The organism is Parasphingorhabdus sp. (assembly GCF_036568145.1).
GTDB lineage: Bacteria > Pseudomonadota > Alphaproteobacteria > Sphingomonadales > Sphingomonadaceae > Parasphingorhabdus.
In genome coordinates, this window is sequence record NZ_DATCTC010000025.1 from 41,954 (window position 1) to 59,496 (window position 17,543).

The 17,543-nt window shown below is 53.2% G+C and carries 11 protein-coding genes and 1 tRNA gene; 9 read left to right on the top strand and 3 right to left on the bottom strand.

Translation table 11 applies throughout. The annotated features are described in order from the left end of the window. Window positions 1-44: 44 nt before the first annotated feature. On the bottom strand, window positions 45-536 hold the full coding sequence (locus VIN76_RS09095; RefSeq protein ID WP_332041529.1) for an NAD(P)H-dependent oxidoreductase: 492 nt from the start codon (window positions 534-536) through the stop codon (window positions 45-47). A gap of 64 nt (window positions 537-600) precedes the next feature. On the opposite strand from VIN76_RS09095, the gene recJ reads away from it, so the two are divergent. From recJ to VIN76_RS09135, 8 genes are all read left to right on the top strand, one after another. After that, complete coding sequence (gene recJ / locus VIN76_RS09100; protein ID WP_332041530.1) at window positions 601-2,367, top strand: single-stranded-DNA-specific exonuclease RecJ; 1,767 nt, start codon at window positions 601-603, stop codon at window positions 2,365-2,367. A 121-nt stretch (window positions 2,368-2,488) separates the two neighbouring features. Next, window positions 2,489-2,563 (top strand) — tRNA-Glu (locus tag VIN76_RS09105). A gap of 437 nt (window positions 2,564-3,000) precedes the next feature. Then, on the top strand, window positions 3,001-4,593 hold the full coding sequence (locus VIN76_RS09110; protein WP_332041531.1) for a serine hydrolase: 1,593 nt from the start codon (window positions 3,001-3,003) through the stop codon (window positions 4,591-4,593). A gap of 39 nt (window positions 4,594-4,632) precedes the next feature. Then, window positions 4,633-5,640 (top strand): dipeptide epimerase, encoded by a 1,008-nt coding sequence (locus tag VIN76_RS09115; RefSeq protein WP_332041532.1) that lies wholly within the window; start codon window positions 4,633-4,635, stop codon window positions 5,638-5,640. Window positions 5,641-5,773: 133 nt separating this feature from the next. Continuing rightward, complete coding sequence (locus tag VIN76_RS09120; protein ID WP_332041533.1) at window positions 5,774-6,928, top strand: dipeptidase; 1,155 nt, start codon at window positions 5,774-5,776, stop codon at window positions 6,926-6,928. Window positions 6,929-6,963: 35 nt separating this feature from the next. Continuing rightward, window positions 6,964-8,013 (top strand): DUF1611 domain-containing protein, encoded by a 1,050-nt coding sequence (locus VIN76_RS09125; RefSeq protein ID WP_332041534.1) that lies wholly within the window; start codon window positions 6,964-6,966, stop codon window positions 8,011-8,013. Then, entirely contained in the window at window positions 8,013-9,155 is a 1,143-nt protein-coding gene (locus VIN76_RS09130; RefSeq protein WP_332041535.1) for a hypothetical protein, read from the top strand. Before VIN76_RS09125 ends, VIN76_RS09130 begins: the two co-directional genes overlap by 1 nt. A gap of 31 nt (window positions 9,156-9,186) precedes the next feature. After that, the gene (locus VIN76_RS09135) at window positions 9,187-10,368 is read left to right on the top strand and encodes a dipeptidase (RefSeq protein WP_332041536.1); all 1,182 of its coding nucleotides are present in this window, start codon (window positions 9,187-9,189) and stop codon (window positions 10,366-10,368) included. A gap of 93 nt (window positions 10,369-10,461) precedes the next feature. Here the strand turns inward: VIN76_RS09135 and VIN76_RS09140 are convergent, their stop codons facing one another. Beyond that, the gene (locus VIN76_RS09140; protein ID WP_332041537.1) at window positions 10,462-12,534 is read right to left on the bottom strand and encodes a serine hydrolase domain-containing protein; all 2,073 of its coding nucleotides are present in this window, start codon (window positions 12,532-12,534) and stop codon (window positions 10,462-10,464) included. 246 nt (window positions 12,535-12,780) lie between these two features. Further along, the gene (locus tag VIN76_RS09145; RefSeq protein WP_332041538.1) at window positions 12,781-15,513 is read right to left on the bottom strand and encodes a TonB-dependent receptor plug domain-containing protein; all 2,733 of its coding nucleotides are present in this window, start codon (window positions 15,511-15,513) and stop codon (window positions 12,781-12,783) included. 465 nt (window positions 15,514-15,978) lie between these two features. On the opposite strand from VIN76_RS09145, the gene VIN76_RS09150 reads away from it, so the two are divergent. Then, window positions 15,979-17,463: a serine hydrolase domain-containing protein gene (locus tag VIN76_RS09150; protein WP_332041539.1), complete on the top strand. Its 1,485-nt coding sequence runs from the start codon at window positions 15,979-15,981 to the stop codon at window positions 17,461-17,463. Window positions 17,464-17,543: the final 80 nt, after the last annotated feature.

The window sequence follows — 17,543 nt, forward strand, 5'->3', positions numbered from 1 at the left end:
CCCCCACCCCTAACCCCTCCCCTGAAGGGGAGGGGATATTGTCGTTAAAAAATCCCCATTGCCAGACCGGCGGCCATTGTCGCTCCGATTTCAGCGCATTGCGCCTTGTCGGTTTCCCCGATCGCCTTGGGCGCCAATATCTCTTCCGTAGTTTGTGCATGGGTGCAGATAATCGGCGTATCCATGACCCTTTTCAATCGCCAGCCGGTTGCAATCCGTTCCAGTTGCGTCCGTGCATTTTCTCCGTCTGATCCAGCGCAGATCATCGCGGCATAGGGCCGTCCCTCTATCTGCCCCAGCAAGGGATAATAGCAGCGGTCGAGAAACGCCTTCATCACGCCTGCAATCGCCGCAAGATTTTCCGGCGTCGCAAAAATATAGCCATCCGCGTCCAGCATGTCGGACGGCTGGCAATCCTCTGCGCGCATTATCGTGGTTCGGGTTTCCTTCTCCCCCCGCGCGGCCTCTGCTGCGGCCTCCGCCATCTGCTGCGTGCCGCCGGTAAAGCTGTAATATGTAATGAGCAGGTTTTTCATATCGCCTTCCTAACAGCGATCAAAGCGATTGTCAGCGCGCCGCGTATCGCCCATAGCTGCGCCCATGAATGCAGTTTTGAATGTCACCAAATCCTTGTCCGGCCAGACATGGCAATGGCGCAGCACCAGCGCCGATGCCCGCGACCCCGGTTTTCAACCGGATGATCTGGTCACTCAGCTATTACTGGCGCGCGGAGCCACCCGCGAAACGCTGGATATCAACCGCGATCCCACGATCAGGGGCTTCATGCCCGACCCTTCGGTATTTCAGGACATGGAAGTCGCCGCCGAACGGCTGGCCCGTGCTGTTCTGGCTCGCGAGAAAGTAACAGTTTTCGGTGACTATGACGTTGACGGCGCGACCAGTGCCGCGCTGCTCATCCGCTTGCTCCGCGATCTGGGGCTGGACGCGGGCTATTATATCCCCGACCGGCTGATGGAGGGCTATGGCCCATCCGGCGAAGCGCTGGTCAAACTTGGCCGTCAGGGCTCTGATCTGGTTGTCACCGTGGATTGCGGAGCGATGGCTTTTGACGCGCTGGATATGGCGCACGCAGCGGGGGTCGAGGTGATTGTCGTCGATCATCATAAATGCGCCGCCACTCTGCCCAAGGCAAGCGCGCTTGTGAATCCCAACCGCCTTGATGAAAGCGACGCCGGGGCGCAGCATGGCCATCTGGCCGCGGTGGGCATGGCGTTTTTGCTGGGCGCGGCGCTGGTTCGCAATCTGCGCGGTAAGGGTTATTTCAAGGACCGGGCCGAACCGAAACTGCTCGAACTTCTGGACATCGTGGCTTTGGGCACGGTCGCCGATGTCGCGCAGCTTCGCGGGCTGAACCGCGCGTTCGTGGCGCAGGGCCTGAAAGTGCTGGCCGGTCGCCGGAATATCGGGCTGGCCGCTCTCATCGACGCCAGCCGGTTGAAACGCGCGCCAATATGCTCTGATCTCGGCTTTGCCCTGGGTCCAAGGATCAATGCCGGAGGGCGGGTCGGGAAATCCGATCTCGGCGTCCGTTTGCTGATAACGCAGGACCCCGAAGAAGCCCGGCAAATCGCCGCCGAACTGGATCATCTCAACCAGGAACGCCAGGCTATAGAAGCCTATGTGCTGGAACAGGCAGACGCGATGTGCTCCGCGCAGCAGAATCAGGCCGTTGCGGTTTTGTCGGCAAAAGGATGGCACCCCGGTGTGATCGGTATTGTCGCGGGCCGCATCAAGGAAAAGCTGGGCCGTCCCGCCATCATCATTGCCGAAGATGACGACGGCATTGGCAAGGGATCGGGACGCTCGATCTCTGGCGTCGATCTGGGCGCGGCCATTATCGCGGCCAAGGACAAAGGGCTGTTAATCGCGGGCGGCGGTCATGCCATGGCGGCCGGACTCACCGTTGATTCGGCAAAGATCGATGCATTCAGCGAATTTCTGAACGACCGGCTGGCGGACGTGGTGGGCAGCGCACAGGCTGGGAAAGCACTGCTGCTCGACGCTGTATTGTCCCCAAAGGGCGTCAATCCGGTCTTTGTAGAGGCGATGGAAGGCGCAGGGCCCTATGGCATGGGCTGGCCCGCGCCGCGCATTGCCGCCGGGCCTGTGCGGATCGTCAAATGCGATATTGTCGGCAAGGACCATGTCCGGATGATCGTGGCCGGAGATGACGGCGGGTCCATCAAAACCATCGCCTTTCGCGCCGCCGAAAGCGATTTGGGCCAAGCCCTGCTCCATGCGCCGAAAAGCCGGAAGCTATGGATCGCCGGCCGCGCCAAGATAGACGATTGGGGCAGCCGCCCCGCCGCCGAAATCCATCTGGAAGACGCCGCCTGGGCCGATTAAACCACCCCATTTGGCAGGAAGAAAAAAATATCCAAGAATAAGCCCGCAAACAGCCATTAAGGGGTTGACCAAATCGCCCGATACCCCTAATCGCCCAATCTCGCTGGCCAAGCATTGGTACGGCCCCTTCGTCTAGCGGTTAGGACGCGGCCCTTTCACGGCTGAAACACGGGTTCGATTCCCGTAGGGGTCACCATATTTATTTCCTTTATATCAATATGGTAGTCGACTTTCCGGGTCGATATGGTGGCGGCTTTTCCGGGACTTACGTGCCTTGGAACTGGATTCCGGATATTGTAACTGATTCAAGCAAAACTGCAGGTTTCATGATAGTGCCGTGCCTGACTATGGTCAGGACTCTGAGCGTAATAACTCGCTAAAGAGATATGAATCTGATCCTCTGATCACCGTACCGCTCTCTCACATTGTTGAATGAAGGCTGTTGTATCTGGCGGCGGCCACAAAAATGCTCCCCTTTTCTCTGGACTACACAGTCTTTTCAGAAAGGCATGTCGAGAGACAAGTTTTCTGATTTGGAATAATTCTCATTCTAGGCTATAAATTATTCAATCAAGTGTCGGCGGGTTTGTTTGTCAGGCAGAGACTGAAATAAAGTGGAATGGGGATTGGATCATGGGCCATAATTATCGGTTATTGAAATATGTGTCGGCATTTGTTCTGTTTGTGCCGTTATCTTTCTCTGCCACGGCGCAACCACCGGAAAATTTTGATGCGCGGGTGGAGGCTGTTCGGCAGGCAGCCGGGGTGCCCGGTATGGCGATCGCTATTGTCGAGCAGGGTGAAACCACGCTGGCCTCAGGATATGGCACGCGCAAGCTTGGCGGCGACAAGCCTGTTGATGAGGCTACAATTTTCCCGACCGGATCAACCGGTAAAGCGGTCACAGTGGCGGGGCTGGCGCTGTTAGTGGATCAGGGGAAAATCGGCTGGGACGACAAGGTGATCGACCATCTGCCGTGGTTCCGGATGTATGATCCCTATGTCACGCGAGAGATGACGATTCGCGATCTGCTGGTCCATCGCAGCGGTCTGGGCCTTGGCGCGGGCGACCTGTTATTTGTTCCGCGCACGAATCTGACCCGCAAGGAATCGGTGCGCCGTCTTGCCCATATCAAACCCGCGACGAGTTTTCGTTACAGCTACGCCTATGACAATATTCTCTACATGGTGGCGGGGCAGTTGATTGAGGAAGTTACCGGCCAGACGTGGGAGGAATATACCGCTCAGAATATTTTTGCAAAAGCGGGAATGAACGACAGCACCGCGGCGAGTGAGCCGCGATTTGCGACCGAAAACCGCGCATTTCCCCACGCGCGGTTTGACGGTGGCCTACGCGGTGCCGGGTCGCAAGAAATGCTTGATGAGCGTGATGAACTGGGCCGGACGGCTGCCCCTGCGGGCGGCCTGGCGGTTAGCGCCCGTGACATGGCGACCTGGCTGAAGATTCAGCTCGCCCATGGCATGATGCCAAATGGCGAACGCCTGTTCAGTGAGGCCTCATCAAAAGAAATGTGGGAGCCAGTGGTGCTCAAGCCGATTCAACAGCTTCCACCAGCGCTCGCCGCGTCCACGCCCAATTTCTCTACCTATGCTCTGGGCTGGGATGTCAGCGATTATCGCGGCGTGAAGATCGTTTCACATGGCGGCGCGGTTTTCGGGGCCCAGACAATTGTCGCCATGATCCCGGACAAGGATGTCGGGTTTGCGATAATGATCAATTCCGAAGACGGACAGGTTTTGCGCGGCATGATGCTGGAACTGTTAGACCATTATCTTGACTTTCCGAAATCTGATTGGCCGGAAAAATGGGCCGCAGTTCGCGAGGAACGGATCGAAAAGGGTCTGGCTTTATTGCAGACCAAGCAAGCCGATCCGGCGAATGTCGGACCGTCACTGTCTCTGGATGCCTATGCCGGGGAATATGTTGATCCGTGGTATGGTAAAATTAATGTCGGCCGCGACAAGCAAGGGCTGACCATTGATTTTACATCAACCCCGCGCATGAACGGGCGGCTGGAACATTATCAATATGACAGCTTCATCACCCGTCTGACCGATGAAGCGATTGAGCCGGCCATAGCGACATTTTCGCTGGATTCCGAAGGCGCAGTTGATCGAGTGACGATGAAGGCACTCTCACCAATCGCAGATTTCAGTTACGATTATCACGACCTGCTGTTCAAACCGGTCGCGGCCAAAAAGTAACACCCCCGCCTGCCCTTCTCTACGACAGAAAGATATTTAATGAGCGGACCAATTACCCTTGATGTTTCCACCGAGACATTTCCTTATCACGAGCCGTTTCGTATTTCCGGTCACTTGTTCACCGAAACCGAAGTCGTTTTGGTCAGCTTGTCAGATGGTGAAAATACCGGCCGCGGAGAAGCGGCTGGAGCCTATTATCTGGGCGATGACACAGATAAAATGCTCGCCGAGATCGAGAGTGTGAGGGCAGAGATTGAGGCAGGAGCGACGCGGGAGGAGTTACAACAGCTTCTTCCCCATGGCGGTGCACGCAATGCGCTTGATTGTGCCTGGTGGGAATTGGAGGCCAAGGCAAGCGGAACGCCGGTATGGGAACTTGCCGGACTTCCGGCCGCGCCAGAGCCGCTGCTGACTACAATTACATTGGGTGCGCAGGATCCGGAGATAATGGCACAGAAAGCGGCAGCGCTGACCGAATTCAAGGCGCTGAAGCTCAAACTGACGGGAGATGCCGATGTTGATTTTGCCCGTGTTGCCGCGGTCCGGACTGCTCGACCGGAATGCTGGATCGGTGTTGATGCCAATCAGGGTTATGAGATTGACGGCCTGACGGCTCTGGTGGATGTCTTACTTGAAAACGATGTGAAGCTGCTTGAGCAACCATTGGCGCGCGGGCGTGAAAGCGACCTTGACGGGTTTGAACGGCGGATGCCCTTTGCGGCGGATGAAAGCGCCCTGTCGCTTGAAGATGTGGATAATATGGTTGGCCGTTTTGATGTTTTGAATATCAAGCTCGATAAATGCGGCGGCCTGACCGAAGGACTGGCGATCGCAAGGCGGGCAAAGAAATGGGGGCTGGGTGTAATGGTCGGGAACATGATGGGCAGCAGCCTGTCGATGGCGCCGTCATTCATTGTCGGACAGCTTTGCGATGTGGTTGACCTTGATGGCCCCACCTTTCTTCGGGAAGATCGTTCGCCTGCCGTGGAATATTCGGACGGCAATATCTGGTGCCCATCCGAATTATGGGGACTGAACGCGGTTTAGGCAATCGCGGAATATCAAGCTGCTATCTGACCCTGAGAGCCAAGAAATTCATTGACATTTCTCTTTATAGGATATTACTGTCCTAATTAGGATAATAATATTGAGGGGATTTCCAATGGGCAGGAAGATGAGGTTGAAGCAGCCAGAAATATCGCAGCCAAAACTTTCCCGGCGGGCATTTGTTGCTGGTGCCGGTGGGGCAGCATTGGCGTTTCCGATGGTCAATTTCGGCTATTACAGCCTGAGTGCAGCCAGTCCCCGCAAATATTCCAAACGCGCCATGGATATTGTCGGTGAAGCGCTGGTCATCGACATGCTGGCACCGCTGCACATGGATTTCTCGCCCGACGCCAATACCAAACCGCCAAGCGAGCAAGCGATTGCCGATTTCAAGGCGAGCGGTATAACCGGATTCCACAACGCTTTCGGCCTGGGCGGGCCAGAGGCCTATACACATGCGCTGCGCTATTTTGCCGATTGGCAGGGCTATGCAGGGCGCAGCCCCGATGTGTTTGCGTTAATCGGGACGATGGCCGATCTGGAACATGCAAAAGCGAGCGGACGTATCGGCGTTATCATGGGTGTGCAAAATGCCGACCATTTCCGAAAAGTGGAGGATGTCAAAACTTTTTACAATTTGGGTCAGCGCTGTTCACAGTTAACCTATAACAGCCAGAACCGAATTGGATCAGGCAGCACAGAGCGCGTTGACGGCGGTGTGAGCGACTTTGGCTTTGAAATCATCAAAGCGATGAACGAGGTCGGCATGCTGGTCGATGTTTCGCACAGCGGCGACCAAACGACGCTTGACGCCGTCAAGCTATCACCGGTTCCGATAGCATATACGCACAGCAACTGCCGCGCCATATCTGGCCATGTGCGCAGCAAGACCGATGAAGCGATCAAGGCGCTTGGTGACAAGGGCGGTGTCATGGGGATCGCCGGTGTCCGACAGTTTGTCAGCAAGACCGAGCCGACCAACATCACCCATATCGCCGATCATATCGAGCATGTTATAAAACTGACAGCGATTGAACATGTCGGCATTGGCTCGGATTCTGATCTGTATGGTTATGACGATATGAAGCCGGAGCAGAACAAGATGCTGCGATCGGCTTATAAAGGCAGCTATGCTTTCCGCGAGAAAATTGATGTCGATGGTTTTGACCATCCGCTCAAGATGTTCGACCTTACCGAAGAATTATTGCGGCGCAATTATTCCGCCGAGAATATCAAGGCCGTTCTCGGCGGAAATTTCCAGCGTCTTTTACGCAATACATGGAAATAAATCACGCCAATATCGGCTTTTCTAGGAACTTCATTATGAATGCCCCAACACCGTTCGCGGAGAATATTATTCCTTTACTGCCGCAGCCTTATCTTGTGTTCCTTGGTGATACGACGGTGCCGGGCTATGCCAAGACCGCCTTTGGCCTGCGCGACTGGGCGCGTGATCTGTGCGTCGGCGAATATAGCTGCGCGCCAGATGCGGTCAGCGCCGGACTACCCGCAATGACACCGGCTGAAGCAAAGGCGGCGGGTGCGCGGTCACTTGTCATCGGGGTTGCAAATCCCGGCGGGGTCATTCCCGAAAGCTGGATCGTGGCACTGGTCGAAGCACTGGATGCCGGGCTGAATATTGTCAGTGGGCTACACGCACGTTTGGAAGATATACCGGCACTGCGCAAAGCTGCGGCGCGGTCGGGACAAAGACTGATTGATGTGCGGGTGCCGCCTGAAAATATTAGTGTAGCCACAGGCCGCAAGCGCAGCGGGAAGCGGCTGCTTGCGGTTGGGACTGACTGCGCGCTTGGGAAAAAATATGCGACTCTTGCCATTGCGCAGGCGTTCAAGGAGCGGGAGATTAACACCGATTTTCGTGCTACCGGACAAACCGGCATCATGATTTCTGGCGGAGGAATGCCTATGGATGCGGTAATCTCTGATTTCGAGGCGGGAGCGGCAGAAATGCTTAGTCCCGATGCGGCGGACGACCATTGGGATGTTATCGAGGGACAAGGATCACTCTATCACCCTGCCTATGCGGCTGTCTCGCTGGGCCTTTTGCACGGTAGCCAGCCGGATGTTTTTGTTGTTTGTCATCAGCCGGGACGAACGCATATCCTGGGGCTACCCGATTTTCCGCTCCCGTCGATCGAAGAAGTTATTGATCTCAACATCACTCTTGGCAAGCTTACAAACCCGGCTATTCGCTGCGGCGGAATTGCGTTTAACACGTCAGACCTTTCGGCAGAGGAGGCCGAGGCACTAATGGCGCGGGAAAGCAAGCGGCTTGGCTTGCCCGTGGCCGATCCAATACGAAAAGGGCCGGCCTTTGAAGCGCTCATCACTTCCTGTCTGGGCGACACATAATGAAGGCCGGGACAGATGGCGTAAAGGCAAGCTTTTTTCAGCGCTTTCTGCTCCCGGGTTTCGCGTTCAAGGGCTTTGTCATCGGCGGCGGCTATGCGACCGGACGTGAGCTAGCGGAGTTTTTTCTGGTTAGCGGTCCGTGGGGCGGCCTTGCCGGGATCATTCTGGCCATGGGGTTATGGAGCCTGATCTGCGCCGCGACCTTTGCTTTTGCCCAGGCATATTCCGCTTTTGACTATCGCAGTTTCTTTTCAGCACTTCTGGGGCGCGGATGGGTTATTTTTGAAATCGCCTATCTTTTGTTTGTCATCCTGGTTGTCGCTGTTTTTGGCGCGGCGGCGGGTGAAATTGGTGCGGCGATGTTTGGCTTGCCTGTTGTGGTGGGGACAATCGCTCTCGCACTAGCGGTTGTTATAGGGACCGCGCTTGGCAACGCATCGGTGGAGCGACTGTTCAAATTCGCCACGCCCTTTATCTACGGCGTTTATATCATTTTCATGATCCTTGCCTTTACCAGCTTTGGCGAGCGAATTACCGATCGCTTTGCCCTCGCCCCATCTGCTGACGACTGGGCCTTTGGAGGTTTGACCTATGCCAGCTATAATGTGGTTGGTGCTATAGTCATTCTGCCGCTTTTACGCCACCTTACCAGCCGCCGCGATGCCATAGTAGCGGGCCTTGTCGCGGGGCCGCTGGCCATGTGGCCCGCGATTATGTTCTTTATCTGCATGGTGGCCTTCTATCCCGGCATTGAGTCAGAGACGCTGCCGTCCACCTTCATGCTGGAAAAGCTGAACAGCCCTTTGTTCCAGATTGCTTTTCAATTCATGATTTTCACGGCGCTTCTGGAAAGCAGCGTTGGTGCCATCCATTCGATTAACGAACGCATCGATCATGTCCTTATGACGCGGCGCGATATTGGTCTTGCTACCGGTGCCCGTATCGCAATTGCGGTGGTGATCCTGATTGGTTGCATTTTTGTGGCGGATCGCTTTGGGCTGATCGCGCTCATCGCCAGCGGCTATACCGCGCTCGCTTATATATTTATTGTTGTCTACATTCTGCCGCTAATGACGCTTGGCATCATGAAGCTCTATACAAAGGCAGCCACGCCAACTTCCGAAGCGAAGGTTAGCGCATGAATTGGAACATCAAATTTAAAGGGATGCTAAAATGAGAAAATCACTTCTGCCCTGTCTGCTCCTTGCCGGTTGCGCTTATCCGCAAGGATCGCCGCCTGCACCCGACAATCTGCACAGCGGGTTTCTGGTCCTCGATAGCCATCTTGATGTTCCGATGCATTTCGCAAGGGAGGGCTGGAGCTTTGCAGATGCACACACGCTCGAAAATGATGTTGTTCAGGTTGATATTCCGCGCATGGCAGCCGGAAATCTGGATGGCGGATTTTTCGCCATATATACCGCGCAAGGCCCTTTGACTGCGCAAGGTTATGCCGACGCACGTGACTTTGCATTTAGCCGTTCTGACGAGATTGACGCGATGCTGGCGCAAAACACGAACACAATCTTGCCCGCCCGAACAGCCGCCGATGCACGGCGCATTGATGCTCAGGGAAAACTGATCGCTTTCAAGAGCATGGAGAATAGCTATCCTCTGGGCGACGATCTGGAGCTTTTGGAAGAATTTTATAAGCGCGGTGTGCGGATGGTAGGGCCGGTGCATTCGGCCAATAACCAGTTCGCTGATTCCTCTGGCGACAGCCCGAAGTGGAATGGTCTCAGCCCGCTGGGCCGTGAATGGGTGGAGGAGATGAACCGGCTTGGCATGGTAATTGATGGCAGTCACGCCTCTGATGCAGCGTTTGACCAGATGGTCGAGCTGTCCAAAACGCCGCTCATCCTGTCTCATACCAGCCCCAAGGCGCTTTCCGACCTGCCACGCAATCTGGATGATGCGCGTATTCGCAAACTGGCCTCATCAGGCGGTGCTATCTGTGTATCGACAATTTTTCTGTCACCGATGAACCTGCCGCCAGCCAAAGCAGAAGTTTTCGGCAAGCTGGACAGTATCGGTAGCATGTCACCGGCCGAGCAGGCCCAGTTTGTCAAAGAGTGGAACGCTCTTGAGGAATCAGAGCCGTTATGGGCAGTTGATTTTGAAGAATATATGGCGGCCGTACTGCATGTCATTAAAGTTGCGGGCGTCGATCACACCTGTTTTGGCGGAGACTGGGACGGCGGCGGCGGCTTTAAGGGGTTTAGGGATATTGCCGCACTACCAAAAGTTACGGCGCGGCTGAAACAGGCGGGCTATTCCGATGCCGACATAGAAAAAATGTGGAGCGGTAATATGCTAAGGATAGTCGAAGCGGCGGACGCAGCACGAGAGAAATAGCGGCGGATTTTTGCTATCTTAAAACTGACTACCGGAAATAGAAAAACGGGCTTTCATTAATCTGAAAGCCCGTTTTTTTGCCGTTCCTGTGCCTTAGTAATTGACAGTCATTGCCATCAATTTGAACACAAAGGCACAATAGAAGATCATGAGAGCGGCGAGGAACAGCAATATGTTCCATAGCTTTGCCGTCCAGTGCCGACCTTCGCGCCATGTTAAAAACATGTTCCAGCCAGTGACAATGACTGCGCCGACAAAGGCTATTAAGCCGGCAATTTGCAGAAACCACAACCAGCCATCGAATGCCTCTGTCATAGTGTCAAGGTCGCTGAACATCATGGATATCGCGACTGCCCATCCGGCCAGCACGGCCAGAACCAGCACTGCAAATATCCGGGTGAGCCGATAAGCCAAACGGGCCTTGCCAGTAACAGCAAGAGGAGCCGCATATTTGCGCCGTACAAAGGCGGCAACCGGCCACAACAGGAACGTCAACGCCAATATGCCAAGGCTGATATACAGCAGCGGCAATATCCAGCCTGGAGACTTGTGCGCGGGAATAGGCTCAAACACCATGAAGGGTGAGAACGGATCCACGCTCCAGCGGACGACTTTTCCGTCCTCCACCACGGCAGCAAGACGGTCTTCGCTGTTCAGGTCTCGCCAGACAAAGGGTGCAATCTCGACCCAGTGGCGCGGTGCTCCGCCTTTACCGAGCAAGCTGGGGATTACCAGTTCACCATCTGGACCAATCGAAACCTCCATTTGTCCCAATAGTCCCGTCACACCAATGAAGCTGGATTCTGACCGCCGACTGACCTGCCAGTTACCGGCCATCATTTCGGCATGTTCTTTGGCGAGTTCCGGAGCGACTTTTCCGTCTGGTTCCTGATCATTTGGCCCGTTTTTTAGCTCGCTCGGGAAATAACGGTCGGCGAAATCTTCAAAGACCGCATTGCGCAACGTCCCCGCGGCCCCCATTCTGCCACCACCATTGAACGAGACATAAAAACCGACATTTTCGTCCATGAACAAATGCAAAGACGAATGGAAACCCTGAGTATCGCCAAGGTGAGCGATAACCTGCCGTCCATTGGTGTTGGTTTCAAAAAAGCCAAGCTCCATGCGATTGAGCGGCGGGATCACCGTCAGCGGACTGTTGTGCATCATTTCGGCGGTTTCAGCGCTCATTATCCGCTTTCCGTCTAGCTCGCCCTTTTGCAGATGCGCGATCATGAAGCGTGCCATGTCGGTGCCGGTTGATGACAAAGATCCTGCCGGATAAGCTCCGACCAGTTCAAATTTTATTGGATCCTCTGACGCACGGCTATATCCGGTCGCCATCTGATCTTCATACTTTTTGGCAAGCGGTTGACGGAATGTGGAATTGTCCATGCCAAGAGGGGCAAAGATATTCTGATCCACATAATCGTTAAATGGCATGCCCGATACGCGCTGGACAATATACCCGGCCAGTGCCGTCCCCCAGTTTGAATAGGCTGGGGTTGTTCCAGCATCAAAGATACGCTCCGGCACCCATCGTTTGAGATAATCCTCAAGCGACATCAGTTTCTCTGTATCTGACATGATCAGATATTTTACAGCTTCCTCAAACCCTGCGGTATGCGTCATTAAATGCCGCATCGTTACGGGTTTGTCGCCGCGCGCAGGTATTTTGAAATCAAGATAGGTGTTTACATCGGCATCAAGGTCGATATTACCTTTCTCAACCTCTTGCATGACCGCCGTCCATGTCACGAGTTTAGATACAGACCCCGGCCGAAACAGGGTTTGGTCGGGAATGACCGGAGTATGTTTTTCAACATCGGCATAACCATATCCACGTGCCGTCAGGATTTCTCCATCCTTTACAACCGTGACTACGGCGCCGGGAATATCTCCGCTATTAAGCGCATAGGGCATATAGCCATCAAGCCAGGCATCAAGGTCATCTTTGGTTAGCTGCTCCGCTTCGCCCCGTTCCTGGGGCATGGCCTGATCCTCAGCTTTGGCCGCAGCTTTAGGGGTTAGCGGCGAAGGTGGGGGTAATGTGGCTTGTCCCAGGCCAATTTGTCCTAGTCCCAATTGATCCACGTTAACAGGGCTCAGCATGATACTTCCGATCAATGCAGCTGCGCCAAAAACCATTATCCTGATGAAATCCATATATCCCCTCCTCCCAGAAAGCAGAATGCGGCTCTCTGATTTTGCACCATTATCCGCTATACTATCCTAATTAGAAAATCCGTCAAGCCAGTTGATTCTATAGGTTTTCTCCCAAATCTTCTTCAACCACTAAGATGTTATGCCCAATAAGAAAATCTTTAGCTAACAAGGATTGCATTCAGACCGACCCACAAAAAAGGCGACCAGTGTTCACTGATCGCCTTTTTCTGATTCATAAGGGATAAATCAGAACTTTGCCTTGGCACCGATGGAAAAATAGGTTCCTATCACATCATAATGCGGGTTGCCCTGCGGTGACAATGGTGGGTTCTTGTCGAACAAATTGTTCACGTTGCCCGACAATGTAAACCGGTCCGTAACCTTGAAGCGAAGCCCCAGGTCAACATATGTCCGAGCATCGGTTTTGTTGTTGACCAGATTGGTCAGCAGATGATCATAAAGACCGCCATCAATATAACGGACACGAACGTCTGCACCCATATCGTCATTATCATATCCAACACTTAAAGTGCCGCGCCATTTGGGCACACCGTTTAACGTTCCGGAACCAACGTCGCCAGCCGTATCGTTACGGTTCAGGCCAGTGTCAAAAATGAATTTGTCCACATAGGATGCAATGGCCCTTATTCTTAGCGATCCGTCCATCACTGGCCGGGTATAAGCTGCCTCAAAATCGATCCCGCTTGTTTCAAACTGGGCAATATTCTGGAAGTTTGCCAATACCTGTGTGACTGTCCCTGTTCCATCACGTGTAATACGGGCACAAGCGTCAACACTTCCCTGCTTACAGGCCAGAGTCAAATTGGAACCGCTCAATGTTGCAATCGCGCCGTCGATGCTAATATCATAATAATCAACAGAGAAGCGGAAACCCGGCAGGAATGACGGAGATATGGATCCACCAAAAGTCAATGTGCTGCTTATTTCCGGATTCAGGTCGGGGTTACCGCCAGTGAAAGTAGTAACAAGCGCCGGGTTTGGATTATAGGCTGGATTGGCGGCTGCGCGGCCTTCTGTATCCTGATCGACAAGTGGCCGAACATTGATTGATCGACTGGAGAAAAGTTCGTTGATCGATGGTGAACGAATATCACGCGAGCGGGTTACTCGGAGCAGAATATCGTTAAACAAACGCGCCGTGCCGCCAGCCTTCCATGACCAAATTCCGCCGCTCGTGCTATAGTCGGAATAGCGTGCTGCGCCGTTGAAATCGAGAGTGAACTTATCTTCAATATCGAGCAGAGGCATTGCAATTTCGGCGAAGCCTTCCTTGACATTAAACCCGCCAGACAGGTCAGTCGTAAAGAGTGGAATACCAAAGTCGCCTGCCACAGTCTCCGGTGTGCGCGTGGTAACAAGCTCTTCCCAGCGCGCTTCCACGCCCACAGCAACAGTGACCGGACCAGCCCAAAGCGAGAATAGATCGCCCTGAACCTCTGCGCCAAGCGAGTCGAGTTTGCTTGTGGAGAAGGACCGCTGAGTCCCTGTGACATAATTGAGCGATTCCGCAGAAGCATTATACCGCCCGAATGGATTTAGCGGCGAACATGCGGGGTCATCATTGGTTGGATCACCATCAGCATTGATCGCGCATACGATATCTCCGCCACTAAGCACGGCATTGACTGCATTATCAAAATTGGATGCCAACCGGGCATTTCCAAAAGACTGGTCGCTGTCCACTTCACCATGGCTGTAATGGGCGCTATATTTGAAACCGTTTCCAAAAAAGCCGTCTATGCCTATGGCGCCTTCTTTATTTTCACGAATACCATTGAATCGCGACATCAACAGATCATCGAAAAGGCGATAATAGCTGAAGCTGGTTTCCCCTGCCGCTGCCAGTTGGCTCTGTATTCCGGCGGACAAATAAGGATTATCTGCCTGGATAGTCAGCGGCGGTGTTAGGAAATCGGGTAGGAAGTCATAGTCGGATTCCGAACGACCATATGTTCCGTCGATCCATAATTTTGCATTGCCGATATCATAGCTGGCACGGGCGTAGATGCTCATACGCTCAACAGGTGTTGATACGATAATATGGTCGTAAAGCCCGACCGCATCACTTCCGCCGACCCCTTGTGCATTCGGGCCGCTAAATGCACGGAGAGATCCGTCGCGGTTAAATGTCTGCCCGGCAAAGATACCCGAAGTAATCAGGCCACCTCCACCGCTAATACCGAAAGGTAATGTGTTGACATCACGGACCAGTTCCAGCCCTCCGGCGACTGGAATAAAGTTCGCGCTGCCCAGATTTTTGCGTGAATTGCGATCGAGGACGCCTTTGTCCTTCACATATTCCGCGCCGATCATGACATGACCTGCACCATCGGCAAATGATGTGCCATAGCTTCCTTCAAAGCCATAGCGCGCGCCATCCCCGCGTGAGGAAATTCCATAGTCAGCGCCTAGCGTCAAACCCTCAAGTTCATCGTTGAGAATGATATTCACAACGCCGGCTACCGCGCCTGAACCCCACGCAGCAGAAGCACCGCCGGTCACAACTTCTACGCGTGAAATCAGGCTGGTCGGTACAAAATTAAGATTGTTGTCACCAACATATCTGCGACCATTTACCAAAGTCAAAGTGCGGTTTGTTCCCAAGCCGCGAAGATCAGCCGGGGCTGTCCCGCTGCTGGTATTACCGACTGATACCGTAGGCGTTACAGTCGGACGGAATTGCGGTTGATCGTTCAGCACCTGCTGGATATTGGGCCGATCACCCTGAAGAAGCTCCTCGGTTCCGATAACGGTTGTCGGAGTGGGCTGGTCAAATCCCGTTTTACTAATACGGGAACCAGTTACGATGATCGTTTCGGCCGTATTGGCGTTGCTATTTTCATCATCAGATTCTGATTGCGCCTGCGCACCAGATGTAGTCAACAGCGCGACTGCCACTGCGCCTAAATAGCCACCTTTCAAGATAGCTTTTTTCTTGTTCGCTAAATTGGTTTTCATATCTACTCCCCGATATTGAAGAATTATTGACCGAATCCAACGTTAATTTTCTTAACAGGACAATATTCTCATTTTATCCTAACTTGCACAGCTTTAATAAATTCGCAACATAAATTACCAGAAGGTCTTTCGGGAAGATGTTCTGGGTAACTGCCACTGAAAGCTTGGGCATCATCGCTTTCTTCACCGGATATCAGTGACTATCAAATCATCGCAGAACTTTTCTGTTTGGGATAATTACATCATGAAAGGATAAACTCAACCGCATTACTTTAGGGCGTAATCCAAGGAAACATCGGAATTTCAGGCTTCTTGACAGAAAATATTTAATCTGCCAGTTAATCCTGATTAGAGAATATTGTGAGGGGCTTACCTATGTCGCCGTTTTTCATGCGAAACTTAACGTCTTGTGGTATATCATCCCTTGGTAATCGCGTTACTTTCTGGATGCCGAAAGCATTGTTGGTGACATCATTACTGGCTGGCTCCCTATTGGCGAGCCTGACACCCGCAGTCGCCACTAGTGTTGAGGAAAGCGCGGCCAACAGCGCCCCCGCCATTATTGCGGTCGATGATATTAAGCAGCAACGCCTTGATGCGCTTCCCGCATTTATCGACCAGATGGTGGAGGACCAGATAAAAACCAGCGAAGTTGCCGGGGCGGTCGTGACGGTAGTTTATGACGGAAAAATATATGCCAGCAAAGGATATGGTTTCAAAAATATCGAGGCAAAAACGCCCGTAGATCCGGATGCAACTCTGTTCCATCCCGGATCTGTCTCAAAACTGTTCACCTGGGTCGCACTCATGCAACAGATTGAGGCAGGAACAGTTGATCTTGATACCGATGTAAACCACTATATTGACTTTGAAATACCCCGTAATGGCTTTGATCCTATTACAGTGCGCGACCTGTTTTCGCATAGTCCGGGAATGAGCGATATTAGCGGCTTTATCGTCGACGATCCCGATAAGTTGATGCCATATGCTGAGTGGATACAAGCCAAAGTCCCCCGCCGTGTCTGGGCTCCCGGCATCGAAACGGCTTATTCAAATTTTGGTGCCGCGCTTGCAGGATATATTGTTGAGCGTGTTTCGGGCGAACCGTTTGATGAATATACGAAAAACCACATATTTGCACCGCTCGGCATGACCTCGACCACTTTTTCAGAACCGCTTGCTGGCGTGCTGGCCGAAAATATGGCGACGGGTTACAAAGTCGAGAATGGTGAATTTATAGCCAAGGGACCGGAATATCTTAGCCTGGTAATGCCTGCGGGCTCCGCGGTCTCAACAGGTAGTGATATGGGGCGGTTCATGCTGGCAATGCTGAATGGCGGCGCGCTTGATGGCAAGCGGATATTAAAGCAGAAATCTGTGCGGCTGCTTCAAAGCAATTCCTTTGCTAATGCTCCGCGTCTGGCGGGCATGGCACATGGGTTTCTGGTCGAGCGTGACGCCACTCCCCGGCTTGTGGGTCATGCCGGTAACACGGTGGACTTTCATTCCGATCTCGTCATCGCACCGGAATTGGGCTTTGGTTATTATATTTCAATGTCGGGCGGAGAAGGAAGCTCCGACGCTCGCACAGTCCTGACCAAGGCGATTACCGGATATATGTTTCCGCAAGCACCGACTTCCCGATGGAGCGGCGCTGCCGAAACGGCTCCGATGGGCCGTTATCGTTCCAACCGGCGCGATTATGCCAGAGCGCCCAACAAGGACTATGACACACTTGTATCCGCAAAAGGCCCAAACAGTCTGGAAATCAATGTCCGGGGCGAAAAGTCAGCCTGGGAACGGATCGGACCGCATCTTTATGAAAAGGTCACCGATGTCCCCGAAGGCGGTCCCTATGATAGGGTTGAATTTTATCAGACTGAGCGCGGTCCCCGCCTCTCATTCTCATTTGAACCTTACACGGCCTATCATTTTATCGAGGCGGAATGATTGGGATGCCATTGGAGCAATCTGAGGAATAGCTCAAATCAAATGAAAATGTGTTATTTGCATATCTCAATATACGGTTT

Excerpts from the sequence above, each read along its gene's own strand:
- VIN76_RS09125 (WP_332041534.1), top strand. The coding sequence starts at position 6,964 with ATGAATGCCCCAACACCGTTCGCGGAGAATATTATTCCTTTACTGCCG.
- VIN76_RS09140 (WP_332041537.1), bottom strand. The coding sequence starts at position 12,534 with ATGGATTTCATCAGGATAATGGTTTTTGGCGCAGCTGCATTGATCGGA.
- VIN76_RS09110 (WP_332041531.1), top strand. The coding sequence starts at position 3,001 with ATGGGCCATAATTATCGGTTATTGAAATATGTGTCGGCATTTGTTCTG.
- VIN76_RS09135 (WP_332041536.1), top strand. The coding sequence starts at position 9,187 with ATGAGAAAATCACTTCTGCCCTGTCTGCTCCTTGCCGGTTGCGCTTAT.
- VIN76_RS09145 (WP_332041538.1), bottom strand. The coding sequence starts at position 15,513 with ATGAAAACCAATTTAGCGAACAAGAAAAAAGCTATCTTGAAAGGTGGC.
- VIN76_RS09095 (WP_332041529.1), bottom strand. The coding sequence starts at position 536 with ATGAAAAACCTGCTCATTACATATTACAGCTTTACCGGCGGCACGCAG.
- VIN76_RS09115 (WP_332041532.1), top strand. The coding sequence starts at position 4,633 with ATGAGCGGACCAATTACCCTTGATGTTTCCACCGAGACATTTCCTTAT.
- VIN76_RS09130 (WP_332041535.1), top strand. The coding sequence starts at position 8,013 with ATGAAGGCCGGGACAGATGGCGTAAAGGCAAGCTTTTTTCAGCGCTTT.
- recJ (WP_332041530.1), top strand. The coding sequence starts at position 601 with ATGAATGCAGTTTTGAATGTCACCAAATCCTTGTCCGGCCAGACATGG.